Here is a 20,776-nt window from a genome sequence, read left to right on the forward strand (position 1 = left end):
GCGGGAAGGGGCGCCCCAGGCATTATTTGCCGCTGTACAGGTTCAGATCGCCAAAGTGTTTCTTCTGGATGCTGGCGTAGGTGCCATCATCATGTAACGCTTTGATACCTTTATCCAAAAAGGCCTTCAGCTCAGTGTTACCTTTTTTGATACCGACCGCCGTTTTCGACGGCAGCAATGGGTCGTCGATGGCCGCGCTGACTTCATAACCGGCACCGGCCGGCGACTTCAGGAAGCCCAGTTCGGCTTGCAGCATGTCCTGCACGGAGGCGTCGAGACGACCGGAGGTCAGGTCAGCGTACACCTGGTCCTGGTTGGCGTAGGCCTTGGTGGTCACACCGGCTTTATCCAATACGGCCTTGGCATAGGCTTCCTGGATGGTGCCTTGCTCGTAGCCCACGGTTTTGCCCTTGAGGGACTCAGGCGTCGAGTAACCGGCGCCCTTCTTGAATACCAGCGAAGTCGGGCCGGAGAACAGCTCGTTGGAGAAGTCGATGGCCTTCATACGGGCTTCGGTGACGGTCATGGACGAAATCACGCCGTCGAATTTGTTGGCTTTGAGGCCTGGAATCATGCCGTCGAAGTCGCTTTCGACCCACTTGCACTTGACCTTCAGCTCGGCGCAGATCGCATTGCCCAGGTCGATGTCGAAGCCCACCAGGCTGCCGTCAGCCGCTTTGGACTCGAACGGTGCGTAGGACGGATCGACACCAAAACGCAATTCCTTGTATTCCTTGGCCAAGGCGGAACCTGCGGCCATGCACAGAGCCAGTGCAGAAAGGGTCAGCAATGCTTTTTTCATTATGTAATCCCTGGAAACCAAGATAAGCGCTTGTGGCGCGTTTAGGACTGTTACTGAACGGTGTCAGACGGATCACAAGTAGCAATTTCTGCACCATAGTTCCGAATGTCGCTCCGAATGATCGTTTTAAAAGGTGGGAAGAGGGAGCTATTAGTATAGGAGATGCCCGAAAGTGGGCATTGAAAATCGGCTGCACCATTTTGGATCGAGCGCAGATTAAAAAATGTGGGAGCAGGCTTGCCTGCGATGAAGCCGTGTCAGTCACTCTTTCAGTGACTGATCCACCGCTATCGCAGGCAAGCCAGCTCCCACCTGTTGGTACGGTTACTTGCCGGGAGTGAGGGTCAACCTGGCTTTCCCATACACCTTGTCAAAGTTCTGCGGCTGCATCGGGAAGCTCAGGTATTGCGCCTTGAGCGACGGATCGATGCCATTGGCATAGTTCGGGCTGGCCGGGTTGCCGGACTGGCCGATGCCGCCCTGGCCCATCATCGGTTCCGCCTGGCCGAAGTCGACAATCATGCGCAGTGCCGGCACTTGGGTGGTGTCGAAACTTTGCCCCCAATTGTACGGGGCCGGGTTCAGGGTGTTGTGGTCGCCGCCGCTAGCCAGCGGGCCGCGAATCACCTGGCCATTACTGTTCTTCCAGGTGGTGCTGTGCAGTTTGCCCCACTGCCAGGCCTTGTGATCGGCACCCAACTGGCTGTCGCCGGCAGTGATCGCGGCGGCCAGGCTGCGGGCGAGGATTGCCGGTTTGTCTTCTTTCTGCGGGGTGCGTACATCGTCCCAGAATGGGCTGTCTTCACGGCCCAGCAGGTGGTCGGCCTGAGCGGCGTAGGACAGGTTGGCGTTGCTGATAAAGGCTTTCCAAGTGGGGCTGTTTTCCGGGCCGAGTTCGTCGAGGAAGATCTGTTTGCTGCTTTCCTGCAGGAACAGCTCATAAATCGCCGCGTCGGCTGACGTCGGCGCCAGGCGGCCGTCAAACGCCATCAGGCGATTCAGCGCTTCACGGGCCTTGGTCTGTTCGGCTGCGTTCAGCGCAGCGATCGCCTGTTTCAGCGGCTGCGCCATGCCAGGCGCCTGGAACATGTTCTTGAGCTTGGCGGCGAACGTGGTGGTCTGGTCGTATTGCATGGCGATCATGCTGCGGCTGTCATGCTTGCCGGCATTGGCCAACTGCGCCAGGCGCTCACTGCGCTCCGGAGCATCCCACGAGTTGGACAGTTGCATGCCATAGCCGCGCGGCGCGGTACGTTGGTTGGCGGTGCCGATCCAGCCTTGGGCCGGGTCCTGGTCATAGGGGTGCAGCATCGCGTCGGCGTAACCGTCCCAGTCAAAGCGCGCATCCCAGCCCGGTGAAGGCAGCAGGCCTTCGCCTTCGCGGCGGTTGGGGAAGCGCCCGGTAACCTGCCAGCCGATGTTGCTGGCGTCGGCGAACACCATGTTCAAGGCGATGGCGCGGATTTCCCGGGTCGCGTCCGAGGCTTTGCCGGCGTTTTGCGCACGGGACAGGTCGAAGAACGCATCCAGGCTCTTGTCGTCCTTGAAGTCCGCCGTTTGCAGGGCCAGACCCAGTCCCGTTGTTAGCGCCTGGCTACTGTTGAGCAGGGCGCCGTGGCGGGTTTCGTACACCACTTCGCGAATCGAGCGTTGGCCTTTGATGAAAAAGGTCTCGTTACGCACACCGGCCGGCAGCCATTTGCCGTTGCTCTCGTAGTACAACGCACTGCCCTGGCGTTTGACCTTTTCCAAGAACAGGTCCTGCGTGTCGCCCTTGACCGTGCTCATGCTCCACGCCACTTTGCCGTTGAAGCCGGACAGCAGGGTTGGCAGGCCGGCAATCGAGGCGCCGACGGCCTGGTATTTCGGGGCGCGGATCTGTACGTAATTCCATGGCGACGGTGCTTGCGGCTGGGCGGCGAGGTCGTTGGCCAGCAGGCTTTTGCCGCTGCGGCTGCGTTGCGGGCCAATCGCCCAGTTGCTCGAGGTGGTGACCGCCAGTGAGTTGAGGCTGCTCAGTTGCTGGCTGACCGTCTCCAGCCCGGCCAGGCCGGTGATCTGGCCCAGGTTCACGCCCTTGAGTTTGTCGGCTTCGGCCAGGGGGATCGGTTCATCCGGCGCACTTGGGGTGAGCCAGGCGAGTTTGTCGACGCCGACCTTTTGCCCCAGTACCAGGGACGACAATTCTTCCTGCAGGTTGGCCGACTCGCTGAAATTCAGCAGGCAGAACAACAGCGCCGAATCTTCCGGCTTCCAGTACTCGGGTTTGTAGCCGGTCTGGGCGAGGTCCGGCGGCAGCTTGTCGCGGTAGCGGAACAAGTAGGCGTTGACGCCACGGGCATACACTTCAAAGAAGCGCTTGAGACGTGGCGACGAGGCGTTGTACAGCTCGCCGGCGCTTTTCTTGAGATTGACCGCGCGCATGAATCGGTCGACATCCAGCACCTCGGGGCCGGACATTTCCGCCAGGCGGCCTTGGGCCAGCAAACGCAACGTGACCATCTGCGTAATGCGGTCGCTGGCATGCACATAGCCGAGGCTGAACAGTGCGTCGTGGAAGGTGTTGCTTTCAATCAGCGGCATGCCCTGGGCATTGCGGCGTATCGAAACATTCTGCGCGAGGCCCTTGATCGGCTGTACGCCGGTAACGGGTGGCAGGGTGTCCTGGGTGCTCTGGAGTTGGCAACCAGCCAGACTTAATGCGCTGGCCACTGCCGCGGCAACGCCGAACCGGGGAAGAAAATGTGAGAGGGCTGGCGAGGCCATGGCAAAGCTCCTGCGGGGGTAGCGTCAGTAAAGGCGCTACGTTAGTGAGCGCGGTGAAACGACGCAAGCAGGAGCTAAGGCTTATTTTCAGGAGCGTGGTATCAAGCGCCGTGGCACTTCTTGAATTTCTTCTCGCTGCCGCATGGGCATGGATCGTTACGGCCAACGTCCTTCAGGGCATTGCGCACCGGCTCCTGGTGAGCATGGCCGCAGTTCGGGCCGTGGACATGGCCGTGGTCGTGATCATGGTGATCGTGATCGTGATCGTGGTTGCAGTCAGGACCATGGACATGGGGTTGCTGAGTCATCGATGTCGCTCCGGAATAAAATCGCCGGGGATTATCTCGCCATTGTGGTCCACGCGCACGTCATTACCGATGAATAATCCGGTTTTCAGCTCGCCTTCCAGCCGATACGGCACGGGCCGCTCGGGTTTTTTCAGCATCTGCACCACATCACGGATTTGCGGCCAGAGGTTGGTGCGCACCGAGATCTTGAAAAAGGCATGGCCACGCGGCGGCACGGTGAGCCATTCGTTGGATTCGCCTTCGGTCAGCAGCAGGTTGCCCAGGGTGACCTTGTAGATCAGGCCCCGCACCGTCAGATCGGCGTCGTCGCGGTTGTCCACGCGAAAATACAGCTTGAACTTCTGCTCCAGTAACTTGGCCCGTATCACTTCGACTTTCACCAGCGAGACGTGGGGCGGGGGCGTGTCGTCCTCGAACCACGAGGCGCAGCCGCTCAAGCCAAGGGTCAACGCCAGCAACAAGCTGTAAATCCGGAGCATGGCGTGATCCCTGTCAGGTGATTAGAGGTAGCTGGAGCAGCACTTCTTGAACTTCTGCCCGCTCCCGCAGAGGCACGCGTCATTGCGTCCGGCCTTCATCTGCACTGTCGGGTCGATGAAGTACCAGCGCGCCTCATTCTGTACGAAAGAAGACTGTTCGCGGTGGCTATGTTCGCCGGTGCTGTCATGCCAGCGTGCAGTAAAGGTCACGAACGCATGTTCCGGCTGGCCGCCGAACACCTCGGAGCTTTCCACCTCCAGGCCGAGCCAGGTGCTCTGGGCACTCCAGGCGGCAATGGCGTCACGGTCCAAGGCGGCCTGTTGCGCGGGCAGGGTGGTGGCCACCAGGTAGTCCACCAGGCCCAGCACGTAGGCGCTGTAGCGCGAACGCATCAGTGCGCTGGCACACGGCGCCGGGTGGCCGGCGTGATAATGGCCGCAGCAGGCATCCAGCAGGTTGCCGCTGCCGCAGGGGCAAATGGCTGTAGTCATTGGGTTACCACCAATACTTTCCGAAGTTTTCCGGGTTGGCCCAGAAGCGGGCGTTGAGCCAGTCCGGCACCTGTTTATAGTCAAGCAGATCATAGGTAAACAGCGTCAGCACCTGCTCATCGCGCTCGAAGCGCTCACCGGCCTGCAGGGCCAGGGAGAAGAAGTCAGTGTCCTTCCAGTCGCAGGCTCCCAGGTCCACCAGCACCGCAATACGGCTGGCATTGAGGTTGCGAATGCCACCCAACAGGGTCAGGCCTTGTGATTTTGACAGGTGCTCCAGGCAATCGACCACCAGCGCCAGGTCAAAACGCTGCGCCGCCAGTTCCGCCGGCAACGCGCCAGGCGCCGCGACGGACACCTGGGTCTCAGGGTGCGCCTTTTGAAAGGCTTGCAGTGCCGGGAACTGGCTGGCACCCAACAGCAACAGGCGTTTGGGCTGCTGCAAATCGAGCAAGGCAGCCAGGGCTTGCTGGGGTGTACGAGAAGAAATACCAGCGGTCATCAGAGATCCTCACATCAGGACCCTAGAGACTAGCGCGGCTGAGCGTGCGGGCCTAGAGCGGGTGGCTGAGAAAAGTCCCTCAAGTGCGGCCGGCCTCAATGAATACGGGGGTGTGGCGTACTGGCGCAGTTGAAAGGAGCGGTCTTTACTCCACCCATCGGCCCCCGCCGATCCCCCCAGGAGAAATCAGATGAGCATCATGCGGACAGCTCTACCCTTGGTTCTGCTAACCGGAGTATTGACAGGTTGCGCAGGTTTGCAAAAAACCGATTGGCCCACCTGCGCCGCCGTTGGCGGTGTGACCGGTGCGGCGATCGGTGCGACGGAAAGCTCAGCCTACGCCGGCTACGGCGCGTTGTTGGTCGGCGGCATGGCCGGTGCCTATTGCTGGGTACACGGCGATGGTGACGAAGACGGCGATGGCGTGCCGGACAGCCGTGACAAGTGCCCCGGCACGCCGAAAGGCGTGCAGGTCGATGCCAATGGTTGCCCACCTGCGCCACTCGCCGTTGTGGTTGAAGAGGTGGTTGTGGTCAAGGAAGAAACCATCGTGATTCGCGATGTACACTTCCAGTTCGACTCGGCCAAGCTGACGGCGGCGGACAAAACCAAGCTCGACACCATTGCCACCCGCCTGAAACGGGAGGCCCCGAGCGCCCAGTTGCGGGTCAGCGGGCATACCGACAGCGTCGGCAAGGACGTCTACAACCAGAAACTCTCGGAAAAACGCGCCCACTCGGTGACGGAATACCTGATCGGCTCCGGCGTGCCTCGCAGTAACTTTGTATCGGTGACCGGCGCGGGCGAAAGCCATCCGGTGGCTGACAACAAAACCGCTGAAGGACGTGCCCTGAACCGCCGCGTAGAAATCCAGATCAACCGCTGACAGCCCTTGCCCCTGTGGGATTCCACAGGGGCATCGTTGGCGATCCTCGCTGAAACCGACGCCTTCTCAAGTTTTTTGATCCTTCACTGGCAAATCGCCTGTAGAAGTCGTTACTGTGCGCCCAAAGAAAAATTTGAAATAACAAATTCCCCATCACTCAGGAGCCCCATGATGCGTAAGGTTTTTCTGTTGGCCCTGTTGGTCAGCCCCGTTGCCCTGGCCCAGAACGTCAGTGTTGAAACCAATTCGTTGATGCGCTTGCCCAGCAGTACCAGCGTACTGCAGTTGGAACGCCTGGACGTGGCGGACTACGGCACTTTGCTCATCCCGGCCACGATCAGCCAGGTCTCGGTGGAGGTGTTGCACCTGGGCCGCGAAGCACGCATCGCCATCGCTCCCGGTAACACCGTGCTGCAATTGCAGGTGCGTCAGGCGCAACTGGAGCACGGCAGCCAGATCACCTCGCGTGGTGCTCCGGGTACTCATGAAAAACCAGCCAAGGCCGGGCGTGACCTGACCTTGCGCATCAATGCCCTGACGGCGCAAGAGCTGTCGGTGGATGCCCGTGGTGGTACCGGCGCCCAAGGTTATGCCGGGCTGGATGGCGCCAACGGCGAAGACCCGGGTTGCACTTGGGGTTCCGCCGGGCGCGGTGCCAACGGCGATAACGGTGGCGACGGGTTGGCTGGCGCGGCGGGCGCGCAGGTGCGGGTCGAGCTGCCGCAGGACTTTCCGAGCGACAAGATCAAGGTCTGGGTCGATGGCGGCGCGGGCGGCTTGGCAGGGACGGCGGGCAAGCCCGGAAGGGGTGGGCAATCCAAGGGTTGCCTGGTGTACCGCGCCGATGGTGGTGACAAAGGCCGGCCTGGGCTGGAAGGGCAACCGGGGCCGGCTGGTCCTGCTGGCTCTGTAACCGTCCAGCGACTTTGAGTCGTTCGTTCTGACGCCATCGGGAGCAAGCTCCCTCCCACATTTTGAATGCATTTCAAGTGTGGGAGAGGGCTTGCTCCGGATGGCGGTTTAAGGCGCGTCTCAGAACATCGGCCGAGCCGAAGCAATCGCGACCACCACCAACCCCACGATCAGGTTAATGCCCACCAACTTGCGAATCTGCCCCAGTGCAGCCGCACCCGCCGGCCAATCCTCAGCCGCCACCGCTGTGCGCAATTCAGGGAGCTTCAACGCCTGGATGCGGATAAACAGCGCGGTCATCACCACATACAACCCCATCATCACCTGCACGTAACGCGGTGCGGTTTCAAACCCGCTGAAGCGCAGTTGCAACAGGCCGACACCGCTGATCGGCAAAACCAGCACCGCCACCCAGACCCACACGAAAAAACGTTGAAACACATTTACCCACAGCTTGAGCCGGGCAGGGCCCTCAAGCGCCGCCACAGCGGCGGGGCGCAGGATCATCCAGGCGAAAAACATGCCGCCGACCCAGATCAGGGCGGCCAATACATGCAGGGTGTAAACGAGGCTGAACACGGTCATTGCGGTACTCCGTTCTGCGCGGGATTAATTAGCGAGGTATGATAGCTGCCGATCCGAACCACTGAAAATTTATCCAGCGTTTTTGCGCCCGACTATCCATGATCAGCACTGAACTCAAAACCACGATCCAGGGCGCCTATTCGCGTTTTCTCGAAGCCAAGAGCTTGAAACCGCGCTACGGCCAACGCCTGATGATCGCCGAAGTGGCGAAGGTCCTCGGGGATATCGACACCGACGACGAAGGCCGGCGCAGCGGCGACCCTGCGATCGTGGCCGTCGAGGCCGGCACCGGCACCGGCAAGACCGTGGCCTACAGCATTGCGGCGATTCCCACCGCCAAGGCCGCCGGCAAGCGCTTGGTGATTGCTACCGCCACCGTCGCCCTGCAGGAGCAGATCGTCTACAAAGACCTGCCCGACCTGATGCGCAACAGCGGCCTGAACTTCACCTTCGCCCTGGCCAAGGGCCGCGGCCGCTATATGTGCCTGTCCAAGCTCGACGTGCTGCTGCAGGAAGGCCACGCGCAAACCGCCACGGCGTCGCTGTTTGAAGAAGAAGGCTTCAAGATCGAAGTCGATGAAGTCAGCCAAAAACTGTTTACCAGCATGATCGAGAAACTGGCCGGCAATAAATGGGACGGCGACCGCGACAGCTGGCCCACCGCCCTGGAAGACGCCGATTGGGCGCGCCTGACCACCGACCACAGCCAATGCACCAACCGTCATTGCCCCAATTTCGGCCAGTGCGCCTTCTATAAGGCGCGCGAAGGCATGGGTAAGGTCGACGTGATCGTCACCAACCACGACATGGTCCTGGCCGACCTGGCACTGGGCGGCGGCGCCGTGCTGCCGGACCCGCGCGACACCCTTTACGTATTCGACGAAGGCCACCACCTGCCCGACAAGGCCATCGGCCACTTCGCCCACTACACGCGCTTGCGCTCCACCGCCGACTGGTTGGAGACCACCGCCAAGAACCTCACCAAACTGCTGGCCCAGCATCCGCTGCCCGGCGACCTGGGCAAGCTGATCGAGCAGGTACCGGAGCTGGCGCGGGAGATCAAGACCCAGCAGCAGTTCATGTTCAGCGCCTGCGAGCAGGTCGCCGACTTCAAGCCCGGCGAAGACGTCGAAGGCCGCGAGCGCCCGCGCCATCGCTTTGTCGGTGGACTGATTCCCGAGCACATGCGCGAAATGGGCGTCGAGCTGAAGAAGGGCTTTTCGCGCCTAACCGATCTGTTCACTCGCTTGACCGACCTGCTCAAGGAAGGCATGGACGGCGAGGTCAATATCGGCATCGCCAGTAACCAGGCCGAGGAGTGGTACCCACTGTTCGGCAGCCTGTTGTCCCGTGCCCAGGGCAACTGGGAGTTGTGGACCGCCTTCACCGTCGAAGACCCGGAAGACAACCCGCCCATGGCGCGTTGGCTGACCCTGTCGGAAAGCGGTGCGCTGTTTGACATCGAGGTCAACGCCAGCCCGATCCTCGCGGCGGAAATGTTGCGGCGCAACTTGTGGAACGTGGCCTATGGCTGCCTGGTTACCTCGGCCACACTGACCGCCCTGGGCACCTTCGACCGCTTCCGCATGCGTGCGGGTCTGCCGAAAAAAGCCGTCACCGCCGTGGTGCCGAGCCCGTTCCATCACGCCGATGCCGGCGTGCTGCGCGTCCCCGACCTCAAGGCCGACCCCCGGGATGCGCCGGCCCACACGGCGGCGATCATCCGTGACTTGCCGGAGCTGGTGGAAGGTTCGCGCGGCACACTGGTGCTGTTCTCGTCGCGCAAACAGATGCAGGACGTGTTCGACGGCCTTGACCGCGACTGGCGCAAGCAGGTGTTTATCCAAGGCAACCTGTCCAAGCAGGAAACCCTGAACAAGCACAAGGCGCGGGTCGATGGCGGGGATTCCAGCGTGCTGTTCGGCCTGGCGAGCTTTGCCGAAGGCGTGGACTTACCCGGTGCCTACTGCGAACACGTGGTGATCGCCAAGATCCCGTTCTCGGTGCCGGATGATCCTGTCGAGGCCGCCCTGGCCGAGTGGATCGAAGCGCGCGGTGGCAACCCGTTCATGGAAATCTCGGTGCCGGATGCGTCCCTGAAGCTGGTGCAGGCCTGCGGGCGCTTGCTGCGTACCGAAGAAGACCGGGGCACCATCACCTTGCTCGATCGCCGCCTGGTCACCCAGCGCTATGGCAAGGCTATCTTGAATGCCTTGCCGCCGTTCCGGCGCGAAATTTCTTAAGCCTCAGTGGGCGAATTCGCCCACTTCGTGGTCTATCTCACTGCCTCGCTCTATGTCATCAGGCCATTTATCGGCCGTTTGGGAGAACCTTGCTCGTATGATTCGCACGCTGCCCGCCCTTTTTGCCCTGCTGTTCGCCGCGCCCCTGCTGGCCGCACCCGCCGGGCAACAAACGCTGTTCAACTTCGTCCGGCCTGCCGATGTGGTCAAGGTGGCGACCCAGGACGCCAGCCTGCCGCAATACAACGCCGAACAAACCCCTGAAGGCGAAGTGCTGCGCCGCATCACCTTCAACCCGGCCGCCGAACCGAGCCTGGTGCTCAGCCCGCAGACCGGCGCCTGGGACTGGTCGCAATCCAGCGCCATGAGCCTGCGTATCCAGAGCGCCATGGACTGGGCGCTGACCCTGTACGTCAAGGTGCAGAGCAATGACGGCAAGACCCTGGTCAGCCGCATCGACCTGCCAGCCGGTCCGGCCCAGACCCTGTTGATCCCCCTGCAAGCCAACTCGCCGTTGAGCCAGGGCATGAAGGCCGGCCCGCCGATGCCGATCAGCGTCGACGGCCAGCGCGTGTTGCTGGCCAGCAGCGCCGGGGAAATCGACCGCAGCCAGGTGGTGTCGGTGACCCTGTCGATGATCAAGCCGAATGTCGCCCAAAGCATTCTGCTGGAGCGCTTTGGCGTGCAGGACAGCGAGCCGGTGCTCATGGCAGCCTACGGCGAACTGGTGGACGCCTATGGCCAGTCCACCCGCGCGCGCTGGCCGGAAAAGGTCAGCAGCGACGAGCAACTCAAGGCCGCCGCTGCCAAGGAGCAGCAACAACTCAAGGCTTGGCTGGCCGAGCGGGATAAATCCTCCCTGGACCAGTACGGCGGTTGGAGCAAGGGCCCTGCGTTCGACGCCAGTGGCTTTTTCCGCACCGAAAAGCGCGACGGTCGCTGGTATTTGGTGACGCCGGAGGGGCATCCGTTCTATTCCCTGGGCGTCAACACCGTGGCGTCGGATAACAACCAGACTTATGTGGCGGGCCGTGAATGGATGTTCGCGGCGCTGCCCAAGGCCGGTGAACCCCTCGACAAATACTACGGCAGCGCTGACAACCGCACTGGCAACGGCGCGGGCGAAGGGCGCAGCTTTGGCGCGGGGCGTTGGTACGATTTCTACCGCGCCAACCTGCAGCGCACTTATGACACTGAAGGTTTCGACCAGAAGCGCTGGGTCAGCCACACCCTCGACCGCTTGCAGGCCTGGGGTTTCAACACCGTCGGCAACTGGAGCGCTGCGCAACTGGCCAGCGCGGACCGCGTGCCGTACACCTTGCCGCTGTCGATCGTCGGCGATTACGCCAGCATCAGTACCGGCACCGACTGGTGGGGCGGCATGCCCGACCCGTTCGACCCGCGTTTCGCCATGGCCACCGAGCGCGCCGTGGCCATCGCTGCCCGTGATCACCGTGACGATCCGTGGTTGATCGGCTTCTTTGCCGACAACGAACTGGCATGGGCCGGTCCCGGTGAGGATGCAAAATCCCGCTTCGCCTTGGCCTACGGCACCCTGCGCATGACCACCGACGTACCCGCCAAGCGTGCGTTCCTCAAGCAATTGCGCGACAAATACCGCAACGAAGAAGGCCTGTCGAAAGCCTGGGGCATCCACCTGGCGGGCTGGGAGTTGATGGAAGATCCGGGCTTCGAGCCACCGATGCCCAACCCCGAGCATCCGGAAATCGAAGCCGACTTCAAATACTTCCAGAAGACCTTCGCCGATACCTACTTCAAGACCATCTCCGATGCGCTCAAATGGCACGCGCCCAACCAGTTGCTGCTGGGCGGGCGTTACGCAGTGAGTACTCCGGAAGCGGTGGCGTCCTGTGCGCAGTATTGCGACGTGTTGAGCTTCAACATGTACACCCTCAAACCTCAGGACGGCTATGACTTCGCCGCCTTGCGCGCACTGGACAAGCCGGTGTTGATCACCGAGTTCAACTTCGGCTCGGCTGACCGCGGCCCGTTTTGGGGCGGTGTAACGCAATTGGCCAGGGAAGAGGATCGCGGCGCCGCGTATGCCAACTTCCTCAAGCAGGCTATGGCCGAGCCGTCGATTGTCGGTGTGCACTGGTTCCAGTATCTGGACCAGCCGGTGACCGGTCGCTTGCTGGACGGCGAAAACGGCCATTTCGGTCTGGTCGGTATGACCGATGTGCCGTTCCAGGGTTTTGTCGACAGTGTGCGTAGAAGCAACCTGGCGGCGGTCGACCAACTGGGCAAGGAGGCCGAAAAGGCCAAGGCGGCCCGTGCGGTTCGCGAGCATGGAGGCAGCACGCCGGGGCGTGACGGCAAAGGTGCGGGGCAGGGCGCCGGACATGCCGGTGGGCATTCCGGAAATGGTCATTGATTCAGCGTTGACGGGTTCACAAATCCTACAAGGGCTGGAACAATGTCGGCCACTTTTTACAGCGTTTTCCGAGGGGGCTTAGGTGCAGGTTCAGGGTCATTACGAGCTCCAGTTCGAAGCGGTACGTGAAGCGTTCGCCGCGTTGTTCGATGACCCGCAAGAGCGTGGTGCGGCGCTGTGCATCCAGATCGGCGGGGAAACCGTGGTCGACCTGTGGGCCGGCACCGCCGACAAGGATGGGGCACAAGCGTGGCACAGCGACACCATTGTCAACCTGTTCTCCTGCACCAAAACCTTCACCGCCGTCGCCGCCCTGCAATTGGTGGCCGAAGGCAAGCTGCAACTGGATGCGCCAGTGGCCAACTACTGGCCGGCGTTTGCTGCGGCCGGTAAAGAAGCCATCACCTTGCGCCAGTTGCTCTGCCACCAGGCCGGGTTGCCGGCGATCCGCGAAATGCTGCCCGCCGAAGCGCTGTACGACTGGCCATTGATGGTCGACACCTTGGCGGCCGAAGCCCCGTGGTGGACGCCGGGCCAGGGCCACGGCTACGAGGCGATCACCTATGGCTGGCTGGTCGGGGAATTGCTGCGCCGTGCCGACGGGCGCGGGCCGGGCGAGTCCATCGTGGCGCGGGTTGCACGCCCGTTGGGGCTGGACTTTCATGTGGGCCTGGCGGATGAAGAGTTTTATCGCGTTGCCCATATAGCACGCAGCAAAGGCAACATGGGCGATGAAGCCGCGCAACGCTTATTGCAAGTAATGATGCGAGAACCTGCGGCCATGACGACACGGGCATTTGCCAATCCGCCGTCTATTCTGACCAGCACTAATAAACCGGAGTGGCGGCGTATGCAGCAGCCAGCGGCAAATGGTCACGGTAATGCGCGCAGCCTGGCGGGTTTTTATAGTGGTTTATTGGACGGTAGTTTGCTGGAAAGCGACATGCTCGAACAGTTGACCCGTGAACACAGTATCGGGCCCGATAAAACCTTATTGACCCAAACCCGTTTCGGCCTGGGCTGCATGTTGGATCAACCGCAACTGCCGAATGCGACCTTCGGCCTTGGCCCGCGTGCATTTGGACATCCTGGTGCGGGTGGTTCGGTGGGGTTTGCCGACCCTGAACATGATGTAGCGTTCGGTTTTGCGACTAATACATTGGGGCCCTATGTACTTATGGACCCGCGGGCGCAGAAGTTGGTCAGAATATTGGCCGGTTGTCTGTAAACCCCTTGCTGTTTCACGTTTTTTTGTTACAAAGGCAAGTATAAGAAGGCGCGAAGCGAAATATTGTAACTTTAATGTTCTGGACGCGTCTGTTTAACGGGTCATTCAGACCCCCGGTTTTTTCTCATTTTGTGGATATCTCATGTTATCGAACAAGTCCTTGGCACTGGCGCTGTGCCTCACTATTACTGGCTGCGCACAAACACCACAAAATGATGCCGAGGGCGGGCATTGGTGGTCATTTGGATCTGACAAGGCTGCTACCAAGGACGCAGTGACCCAAACCGACGCCAAACCGGACGCCAAACCCGCCGCCGGGGCCAAGCCTGCCGCGCCGGTAACTGCCGCCGCTAGCGCCAAGCCTGCCGCACCGGTAGCCGCCGCTCCTGCTCCAGCCCCGGTGGTCAAAGCGGATACCGGCTCTAGCTGGTGGCCGTTCTCCTCCAAGAGCACCGACGAAAAGGCCGCCGATGCCAAGGCTGACCTGAAGGCCGACCTTAAGGCTGCAACCCCGGCGCCAGCCGATGCTCCTGCTGCCCCCGTCATCGCCAAGACCGACTCCGAGACTCACTGGTGGTGGCCGTTCGAAAGCACGTCCAAGCCTAAGCCATTGGCCAAGGTCGACGTGACCAACGTGCCGATGCCCGACCCGAAAATCACCCAAGCCTGGCTGGACGACTATGAGCCGCGCCTGCGCGCCGCCATCAAGGACAGCAACCTGCAACTGGAACGTCGCGACAACGTACTGGTGGTGATTGCCCCGGTAGACGGTTCCTACAACCCGAAACGCCCGACGATGTTGCTGCCGGTTACCTTGGGCCCGTTCACTCGCGTCGCCAAGGCTGTTGAGGCTGACCCGAAGACCGCCGTACTGGTCCTAGGTCACGTTGACTCCACCGGCAGCGCTCCGGCGAGCCAGGCGTTGACCAAAGAGCGCGCGGTGTCAATCGCGTCGATTTTCAGTCTCAGCGGCCTCAAGCAAGACCGTCTGATGTTGCGCGGTATGGGCGACATGATGCCACGTGCCGCCAACGACAGTACCCAGGGCCGTGCGCTGAACCGTCGCATGGAAATTATGTTTACTCAGCGTACAACTATGTTGGCCTTGCTGAGCAAATACAGCTCGGGCAAGACGCCGCCTGTGGCTGAAATGGTTGCAGTGCAGGACGTTCCCGCTCCGGCCGCAGTCGCAAAGGCCCCAGCGAAAAAGGCGGTTGCGAAGAAATCCGCAGCTAAGCCAGCCGCGAAAAAGGCCCCTGCCAAGCCAGCTGCCAAGAAGCCAGCACCGGCCAAAGCCAAGGCCGCTGCACCAGCTGCGAACGACCAGGCAAAAAACTGATCTGTTGAACCAGAAGGATAAAGCCGCATGACCCAGGCATTGGCGGATATGCGCCGTGACTACACACGGGATGGTTTGAGCGAGGCCCAAGCCCCGAGCGAGCCGTTTGCCTTGTTCCATCAATGGTTTGGCGAGGCGGTGAAGACCGAGCAACCGCCGGTGGAGGCCAATGCCATGACCCTGGCCACGGTCGATGAGGACGGTCGCCCGCACTGTCGCATCCTCCTGCTCAAGGGCCTGGATGCACAGGGCTTTACCTTCTTCACCAACTATCAGAGCGCCAAGGGCGATCAGCTCGCGACGCAGCCTTTCGCGGCTATGACCTTTTTCTGGCCGACCCTGGAGCGCCAGGTGCGCATCGAGGGCCGGGTGGTCAAGGTCACGCTCGAAGAGTCGGACGCCTATTTCCAGGTGCGCCCCTTGGGTAGCCGCCTGGGCGCGTGGGCGTCTCCGCAGAGCAAGGTCATCCGTGACCGTGAAGAATTGCACGACTTGCTCAAGGTCACCGAACAGCGTTTTAGCGACACTCAGCCGCACTGTCCCGAGCACTGGGGCGGCTATCGCTTGTTGCCCGAGCGCATCGAGTTCTGGCAAGGCCGCGCTAGCCGCCTGCATGACCGCCTGAACTACCGCTTGCAAGGGGCCGACTGGACCCGTGAGCGTCTGGCACCCTGATCGTCGTCTTTCGTCACCCCACCTGACTGTTGTCCGTCACCCCGAAGCCTCTCTTCAAGAGGCCTCGGGCGTGTACTGCTGCGCCGCGTTTTTCAACCAGGCCGGCAACTCGCGGCGGTTGATCTTCAGGGTGCGGGCTTTTTCCAGTTGTTGCAGCATAAAGGCCCGCTTGTGCAGGTCGCTGCCCGCCAGGGAGAGCGCCAAGTCGCGGTCGATCCAGCGTCGGATGCGCAGGTACAACCAGCCATGGAAATACAAGCCGGCTACGGTAGTGACTACAATGATGAAATAATCCATGAACGTCCTGTTTACAAGATGAGTGCTACCGTTTGTCGGGTCTTCTGGTGCTGGCACTCTGTACTAGGGCTGAATGAAAGCAATTTTCTGCGGGGCTTGCCGTGACAGGCGTCAAGCCTCAGCGTCTAATGAACACCTGTCCTTTGGAGTTGATGCTATGCGTAAGTCCGTTTTACTAGTTGCCTGCTTTACTACCCTGTCGTTGTTGTTGGGTGGCTGCGCCTCGAGTCTGACCGGCGACTCGTACTCCCGTGACGAAGCGCGTCGTGTGCAGACCGTTCGCATGGGGACCATTGAATCCCTGCGTCCGGTGAAAATCGAAGGCACCAAGACCCCAATCGGCGGCGCAGCCGGCGCCGTCATTGGCGGCGTGGGCGGCAGCGCCATCGGTGGCGGCCGTGGCAGTATCGTGACTGCCGTCATCGGCGCCGTCGCCGGCGGCCTGGTGGGTTCGGCCGCCGAAGAAGGCCTGACCCGTACCCAGGGCGTGGAAATCACCGTCCGTGAAGACGACGGCAGCATGCGCGCCTACGTGCAGGCCGTGCAGGAAAATGAAATCTTCCGCATCGGTGATCGCGTGCGCATCATGACCGTTGATGGTACCAGCCGCGTGACTCGCTAAGCGTTAAGCCGCGAGCAAAGAAAAACCCCAGCCGGGTGACCGGCTGGGGTTTTTTGTGTGCGGTGTTTGTGTGAGTCAGGCTTTCTTGCGACTTGCCATCGCCGTCACCGCATAACCGATACACGCCGCGAGTATCGACCCGGTCAGAATCCCCATTCGATCCTCCCCGGCAAACTCACTGGCGCCCGGCACGAACGCCAGGGAACCGACAAACAGGCTCATGGTAAAGCCGATGCCGCACAGGATTGCGACGCCGAACACCTGGCCCCAGTTGGCGCCGCTGGGCAGCGCGGCGAGGCCGGTCTTGATGGCCAGCCAGGTGAGGCCGAATACGCCGATAGTCTTGCCGATCAACAGGCCGGCAGCGATACCCAGGGGCACGTGGTGGGTGAAGCTCTCGAGGCTGACCCCGGTCAGGGATACACCAGCGTTGGCAAACGCGAACAGCGGCAGGATGCAGTAGGCCACCCACGGATGGAGGGCATGTTCGAGCGTCAACAGCGGAGAGGTTTCGGCGTTTTTGGTGCGCAGCGGTATGCAGAACGCCAGGGTCACGCCGGCCAAGGTGGCATGCACGCCACTTTTCAGCACGCAGACCCAGAGGATCAAGCCGATGATCAGGTAAGGCCCGAGCTTGATCACGCCCAGCCGGTTCATCGCAATCAAGGCAATCAAACAGGCGCCCGCGCCCGCCAGGGCTGCGCCGGACAGGTCGCTGGAATAGAACACGGCGATCACGATAATTGCGCCCAGGTCATCGATAATGGCCAGGGTCATCAGGAACAGTTTCAGCGACACTGGCACGCGCTTGCCCAGCAGCGCCAGGACGCCCAACGCGAAGGCGATATCGGTGGCCATGGGGATTGCCCAGCCGGAAAGCGCCGCAGGGTAATCCTTGTTGATTGCCCAGTAGATCAATGCCGGCACCACCATGCCGCCGATCGCCGCAGCGCCTGGCAGGACGACTTGCGAGGGCTTGGACAGGTGGCCGTCGAGCAACTCGCGCTTGACCTCAAGGCCGATCAGCAGGAAGAACAGCGCCATCAGGCCGTCATTGATCCACAACAACGCGGGTTTGGCGATCTTCAACGCGCCAATCTGCGCCACTACGGGCACGTCGAGAAACGCGCTGTAGAGGTGCGACAACGGTGAGTTGTTGACGATCAGCGCCAAGGCGGCTGCGGCGATCAACAACAGACCGCTGGCGGCTTCCAGCTGGAAAAAACGGGTGAACGTGCTACGCAGAGCCAAGGTATGCTCTCCAATCCGGATTCAATAGGTGCGTACCCTAACCCGTACCGTTAGTTGTTAAAACAAAAGTTATATTCTTATTTGTTATAAGAATAGGGCGCGGTCATGGTTGCGCCAGAACCTAGCAATTGTGTGTCTAATTGAGTCGTTACTGTATCTGTGTGTGGCATAGGAAACATCCTAAGATTGCGACTGAAATCCTTAGAGATTCCCTCATGAGCGACCACCGTCCCTGGGCCCGCGAAGCCATTCGTATTATTGAAGCAGACTTCCAGCGCAGCGCCGACACCCACCTGATCCCTTTAGCGCTGCCGGGCTTGCCGGGTATCGAGTTGTACTTCAAGGATGAGTCCAGCCATCCCACTGGCAGCCTGAAACACCGGCTGGCGCGCTCGCTGTTCCTGTATGCGCTGTGCAATGGCTGGCTGAAGCCGGGGGCGCCGGTGATCGAAGCCTCCAGCGGTTCGACGGCGATCTCCGAAGCCTACTTCGCACGCCTGCTCGGCCTGCCGTTTATCGCGGTGATGCCAGCCACCACTTCCAAGGAAAAGATCGCCCAGATCGCCTTCTATGGTGGCAAGAGTCATCTGGTACAAGATCCGACGCAGATCTACGCCGAGTCCGAACGCCTGGCGCAGGAAAGCGGTGGTCACTTCATGGACCAGTTCACCTACGCCGAACGCGCCACCGACTGGCGGGCGAATAACAACATCGCCGAGTCGATCTTCCAGCAGATGCGCTTCGAGCGTCATCCCGAGCCGAGCTGGCTGATTTCCAGCCCCGGCACTGGCGGCACGACCGCGACCCTGGGGCGCTATGTGCGTTATCGCCAGCATTGCACCCGCGTGTTGTGTGCCGATGCCGAGCGCTCGGTGTTCTTTGACTACTACCTGAGCGGCGATGCCGGCTTGCGCCTGGAGTGCGGTTCGCGGATCGAAGGCATTGGCCGACCCCGGGTCGAAGCGTCGTTTTTGCCCAAGGTCATTGATGCGATGGTCAAGGTGCCGGATGCGCTGTCGCTGGCGGCCATGCATTACCTGGCCGAGCGGCTGGGGCGGCGGGTCGGCGGGTCCAGCGGGACCAACTTGATCGGTGCCTTGATGGCGGCGCAGCAGATGAAAGCCGCGGGGGAGTCGGGGTCGATCGTGGCGATCTTGTGTGATGGGGGCGAGCGGTATGCCACCACCTATTACGATCAGGCGTGGCTGGCGGGGCAGGGGTATGAACTGCCGGGGTTGATAGCTGCGGTGGCGGCCAGCGTCGAGCGCGGTGAGCCACTGCCCGATAACGTCTTGCGCGCGAATATCTGACACGCCATAAAAACCAATGTGGGAGCGTGCTTGCTCCCACATCCGCACGGCGGTTTTTTCAGGCCTCGATACCCAACATATCCCGCGCCAACGCCTCGGCAATCCGAATGCCGTCGACACCCGCCGACAGAATCCCACCGGCATAACCGGCGCCTTCACCGGCTGGGAACAGGCCTTTGACGTTCAAGCTCTGCATCGATTCGTTGCGGGTAATCCGCAGTGGCGATGAGGTGCGCGTCTCGATACCGGTCAAGACTGCATCGTGCAGCGAGTAGCCCTTGATCTGCTTCTCGAACGCCGGCAAGGCTTCACGGATCGCTTCGATGGCGAAGTCCGGCAGCGCCAGGGCCAGGTCGCCCATGGACACCCCAGGTTTGTAGGACGGCTCCACGCTGCCGATGGCCGTGGACGGTTTGCCGGCGATGAAATCGCCCACCAGTTGCGCCGGGGCCTCGTAATTGCTGCCACCGAGGATGTAGGCGTGGGATTCCAGGCGCTCCTGCAACTCGATGCCGGCGAGCGGGCCGCCCGGGTAATCGACCTCAGGCGTGATGCCGACCACGATGCCGGAGTTGGCGTTGCGTTCGTTGCGCGAGTACTGGCTCATGCCGTTGGTCACCACGCGATGCAACTCGGAAGTCGCAGCCACCACGGTGCCGCCGGGGCACATGCAGAAGCTGTAGACCGAGCGGCCATTCTTGGCGTGGTAGACCAGTTTGTAGTCGGCGGCGCCAAGTTTCGGGTGCCCGGCGTATTTGCCCAGGCGCGCGGCATCGATCAGCGACTGCGGGTGTTCGATACGGAAACCCACGGAAAACGGCTTGGCTTCCATGTACACGCCACGGCCGTGGAGCATGCGGAAGGTATCGCGGGCGCTGTGGCCGAGGGCGAGGATCACGTGCTTGGAGAGGATCTGCTCGCCGCCATCGATGACCACGCCGTTCAGTTGACCGTCTTCGATCAACACGTCGGTCACCCGTTGCTCGAAGCGCACTTCACCGCCCAGGGCGATGATTTGCTCGCGCATGTTTTCCACCACGCCGGTCAGACGGAACGTACCGATGTGCGGCTTGCTGACGTAGAGGATTTCTTCCGGTGCGCCGGCCTTGACGAACTCGTGCAGCACTTTGCGCCCGTGGAATTTCGGGTCTTTGATCTGGCTGTAGAGCTTGCCATCGGAAAAGGTCCCGGCGCCGCCCTCACCGAATTGCACGTTGGACTCCGGGTTGAGCACACTTTTGCGCCACAGGCCCCAGGTGTCCTTGGTGCGCGCGCGCACTTCCTTGCCGCGCTCGAGAATGATCGGCTTGAAGCCCATCTGCGCCAGCAGCAGCCCGGCGAAAATCCCGCACGGTCCAAAACCGACCACGACCGGACGTTCAGCCAGGTCCGCAGGCGCCTGACCCACCACCTTGTAGCTGACGTCCGGCGCCGGGTTGATGTTGCGGTCATCGGCAAACTTGAGCAGCAGGGCGGTTTCACCCTTTACGTTCAAGTCGACGGTGTAGATGAAGCACAGCTCCGACGATTTTTTGCGGGCGTCATAGCTGCGCTTGAACAGGGTGAAATCGAGCAGGTCATCACTGGCGATGCCCAGGCGCTGCACAATGGCGGGCCGCAGGTCTTCTTCGGGATGGTCGATGGGCAGCTTGAGTTCGGTGATTCGTAACATGACAGGGTCCGG

Annotated in this window: 19 protein-coding genes; 9 read left to right on the forward strand and 10 right to left on the reverse strand. The window is 61.4% G+C overall.

Going from position 1 to position 20,776, the window contains the following annotated elements:
• Positions 1-22 precede the first annotated feature (22 nt).
• The 6 genes from ACS5Q8_RS06980 to ACS5Q8_RS07005 all read right to left on the reverse strand — a co-directional run bounded on the left by ACS5Q8_RS06980 (position 23) and on the right by ACS5Q8_RS07005 (position 5,349).
• Positions 23-802: a transporter substrate-binding domain-containing protein gene (locus ACS5Q8_RS06980; protein ID WP_276196870.1), complete on the reverse strand. Its 780-nt coding sequence runs from the start codon at positions 800-802 to the stop codon at positions 23-25.
• Between the two features lie 324 nt (positions 803-1,126).
• Positions 1,127-3,568, reverse strand: a complete 2,442-nt coding sequence (locus ACS5Q8_RS06985) for a penicillin acylase family protein (RefSeq protein ID WP_465159996.1) — start codon at positions 3,566-3,568, stop codon at positions 1,127-1,129.
• A gap of 101 nt (positions 3,569-3,669) precedes the next feature.
• Complete coding sequence (locus ACS5Q8_RS06990) at positions 3,670-3,876, reverse strand: SEC-C metal-binding domain-containing protein (protein WP_034137262.1); 207 nt, start codon at positions 3,874-3,876, stop codon at positions 3,670-3,672.
• Complete coding sequence (locus ACS5Q8_RS06995; RefSeq protein WP_426099562.1) at positions 3,873-4,355, reverse strand: LEA/WHy family protein; 483 nt, start codon at positions 4,353-4,355, stop codon at positions 3,873-3,875. The genes ACS5Q8_RS06990 and ACS5Q8_RS06995 overlap by 4 nt, the downstream gene beginning before the upstream one ends.
• Before the next feature lie 21 nt (positions 4,356-4,376).
• Positions 4,377-4,847 carry a YchJ family protein gene (locus ACS5Q8_RS07000; protein ID WP_276196873.1) on the reverse strand — a complete coding sequence of 157 codons (471 nt, stop codon included), beginning with the start codon at positions 4,845-4,847 and terminating at the stop codon, positions 4,377-4,379.
• Between the two features lie 4 nt (positions 4,848-4,851).
• Positions 4,852-5,349, reverse strand: coding sequence for a DUF6231 family protein (locus tag ACS5Q8_RS07005; protein WP_426099561.1), 498 nt, complete (start codon positions 5,347-5,349; stop codon positions 4,852-4,854).
• A 190-nt stretch (positions 5,350-5,539) separates the two neighbouring features.
• Here ACS5Q8_RS07005 and ACS5Q8_RS07010 point away from each other — a divergent pair, with 190 nt between their 5' ends.
• Together ACS5Q8_RS07010 and ACS5Q8_RS07015 are read left to right on the forward strand one after the other, a co-directional pair.
• Positions 5,540-6,235 (forward strand): PA1041 family peptidoglycan-binding anchor lipoprotein, encoded by a 696-nt coding sequence (locus ACS5Q8_RS07010; RefSeq protein ID WP_276196875.1) that lies wholly within the window; start codon positions 5,540-5,542, stop codon positions 6,233-6,235.
• 171 nt (positions 6,236-6,406) lie between these two features.
• Entirely contained in the window at positions 6,407-7,165 is a 759-nt protein-coding gene (locus ACS5Q8_RS07015) for a collagen-like protein (RefSeq protein ID WP_276196876.1), read from the forward strand.
• Between the two features lie 102 nt (positions 7,166-7,267).
• Here the strand turns inward: ACS5Q8_RS07015 and ACS5Q8_RS07020 are convergent, their stop codons facing one another.
• Complete coding sequence (locus ACS5Q8_RS07020; RefSeq protein WP_276196877.1) at positions 7,268-7,732, reverse strand: CopD family protein; 465 nt, start codon at positions 7,730-7,732, stop codon at positions 7,268-7,270.
• Between the two features lie 98 nt (positions 7,733-7,830).
• On the opposite strand from ACS5Q8_RS07020, the gene dinG reads away from it, so the two are divergent.
• From dinG to pdxH, 5 genes are all read left to right on the forward strand, one after another.
• Positions 7,831-9,975: an ATP-dependent DNA helicase DinG gene (gene dinG / locus ACS5Q8_RS07025; protein WP_247403958.1), complete on the forward strand. Its 2,145-nt coding sequence runs from the start codon at positions 7,831-7,833 to the stop codon at positions 9,973-9,975.
• A gap of 97 nt (positions 9,976-10,072) precedes the next feature.
• The gene (locus ACS5Q8_RS07030) at positions 10,073-12,370 is read left to right on the forward strand and encodes a beta-galactosidase (RefSeq protein ID WP_276196878.1); all 2,298 of its coding nucleotides are present in this window, start codon (positions 10,073-10,075) and stop codon (positions 12,368-12,370) included.
• Positions 12,371-12,452: 82 nt separating this feature from the next.
• The gene (locus ACS5Q8_RS07035; protein WP_276196879.1) at positions 12,453-13,598 is read left to right on the forward strand and encodes a serine hydrolase domain-containing protein; all 1,146 of its coding nucleotides are present in this window, start codon (positions 12,453-12,455) and stop codon (positions 13,596-13,598) included.
• A 142-nt stretch (positions 13,599-13,740) separates the two neighbouring features.
• Complete coding sequence (locus ACS5Q8_RS07040) at positions 13,741-14,937, forward strand: OmpA family protein (protein ID WP_465159997.1); 1,197 nt, start codon at positions 13,741-13,743, stop codon at positions 14,935-14,937.
• 27 nt (positions 14,938-14,964) lie between these two features.
• On the forward strand, positions 14,965-15,612 hold the full coding sequence (gene pdxH, locus ACS5Q8_RS07045; protein ID WP_276196881.1) for a pyridoxamine 5'-phosphate oxidase: 648 nt from the start codon (positions 14,965-14,967) through the stop codon (positions 15,610-15,612).
• Between the two features lie 54 nt (positions 15,613-15,666).
• On the opposite strand, the gene ACS5Q8_RS07050 is transcribed toward pdxH, so the two are convergent.
• Positions 15,667-15,909 (reverse strand): hypothetical protein, encoded by a 243-nt coding sequence (locus ACS5Q8_RS07050; RefSeq protein WP_276196882.1) that lies wholly within the window; start codon positions 15,907-15,909, stop codon positions 15,667-15,669.
• A gap of 157 nt (positions 15,910-16,066) precedes the next feature.
• Between ACS5Q8_RS07050 and ACS5Q8_RS07055 the strand changes: the two genes are divergently transcribed.
• The gene (locus tag ACS5Q8_RS07055; RefSeq protein ID WP_276196883.1) at positions 16,067-16,531 is read left to right on the forward strand and encodes an outer membrane lipoprotein; all 465 of its coding nucleotides are present in this window, start codon (positions 16,067-16,069) and stop codon (positions 16,529-16,531) included.
• Between the two features lie 75 nt (positions 16,532-16,606).
• Here the strand turns inward: ACS5Q8_RS07055 and nhaA are convergent, their stop codons facing one another.
• Positions 16,607-17,782, reverse strand: a complete 1,176-nt coding sequence (nhaA, locus tag ACS5Q8_RS07060; protein ID WP_276196884.1) for a Na+/H+ antiporter NhaA — start codon at positions 17,780-17,782, stop codon at positions 16,607-16,609.
• A gap of 215 nt (positions 17,783-17,997) precedes the next feature.
• Here nhaA and ACS5Q8_RS07065 point away from each other — a divergent pair, with 215 nt between their 5' ends.
• On the forward strand, positions 17,998-19,092 hold the full coding sequence (locus ACS5Q8_RS07065; RefSeq protein WP_276196885.1) for a PLP-dependent cysteine synthase family protein: 1,095 nt from the start codon (positions 17,998-18,000) through the stop codon (positions 19,090-19,092).
• 58 nt (positions 19,093-19,150) lie between these two features.
• Here ACS5Q8_RS07065 and ACS5Q8_RS07070 read toward each other — a convergent pair whose 3' ends face one another.
• Positions 19,151-20,764, reverse strand: a complete 1,614-nt coding sequence (locus tag ACS5Q8_RS07070) for an NAD(P)/FAD-dependent oxidoreductase (protein WP_276196886.1) — start codon at positions 20,762-20,764, stop codon at positions 19,151-19,153.
• Positions 20,765-20,776: the final 12 nt, after the last annotated feature.

This window comes from Pseudomonas sp. PAMC25584 (genome assembly GCF_058135675.1).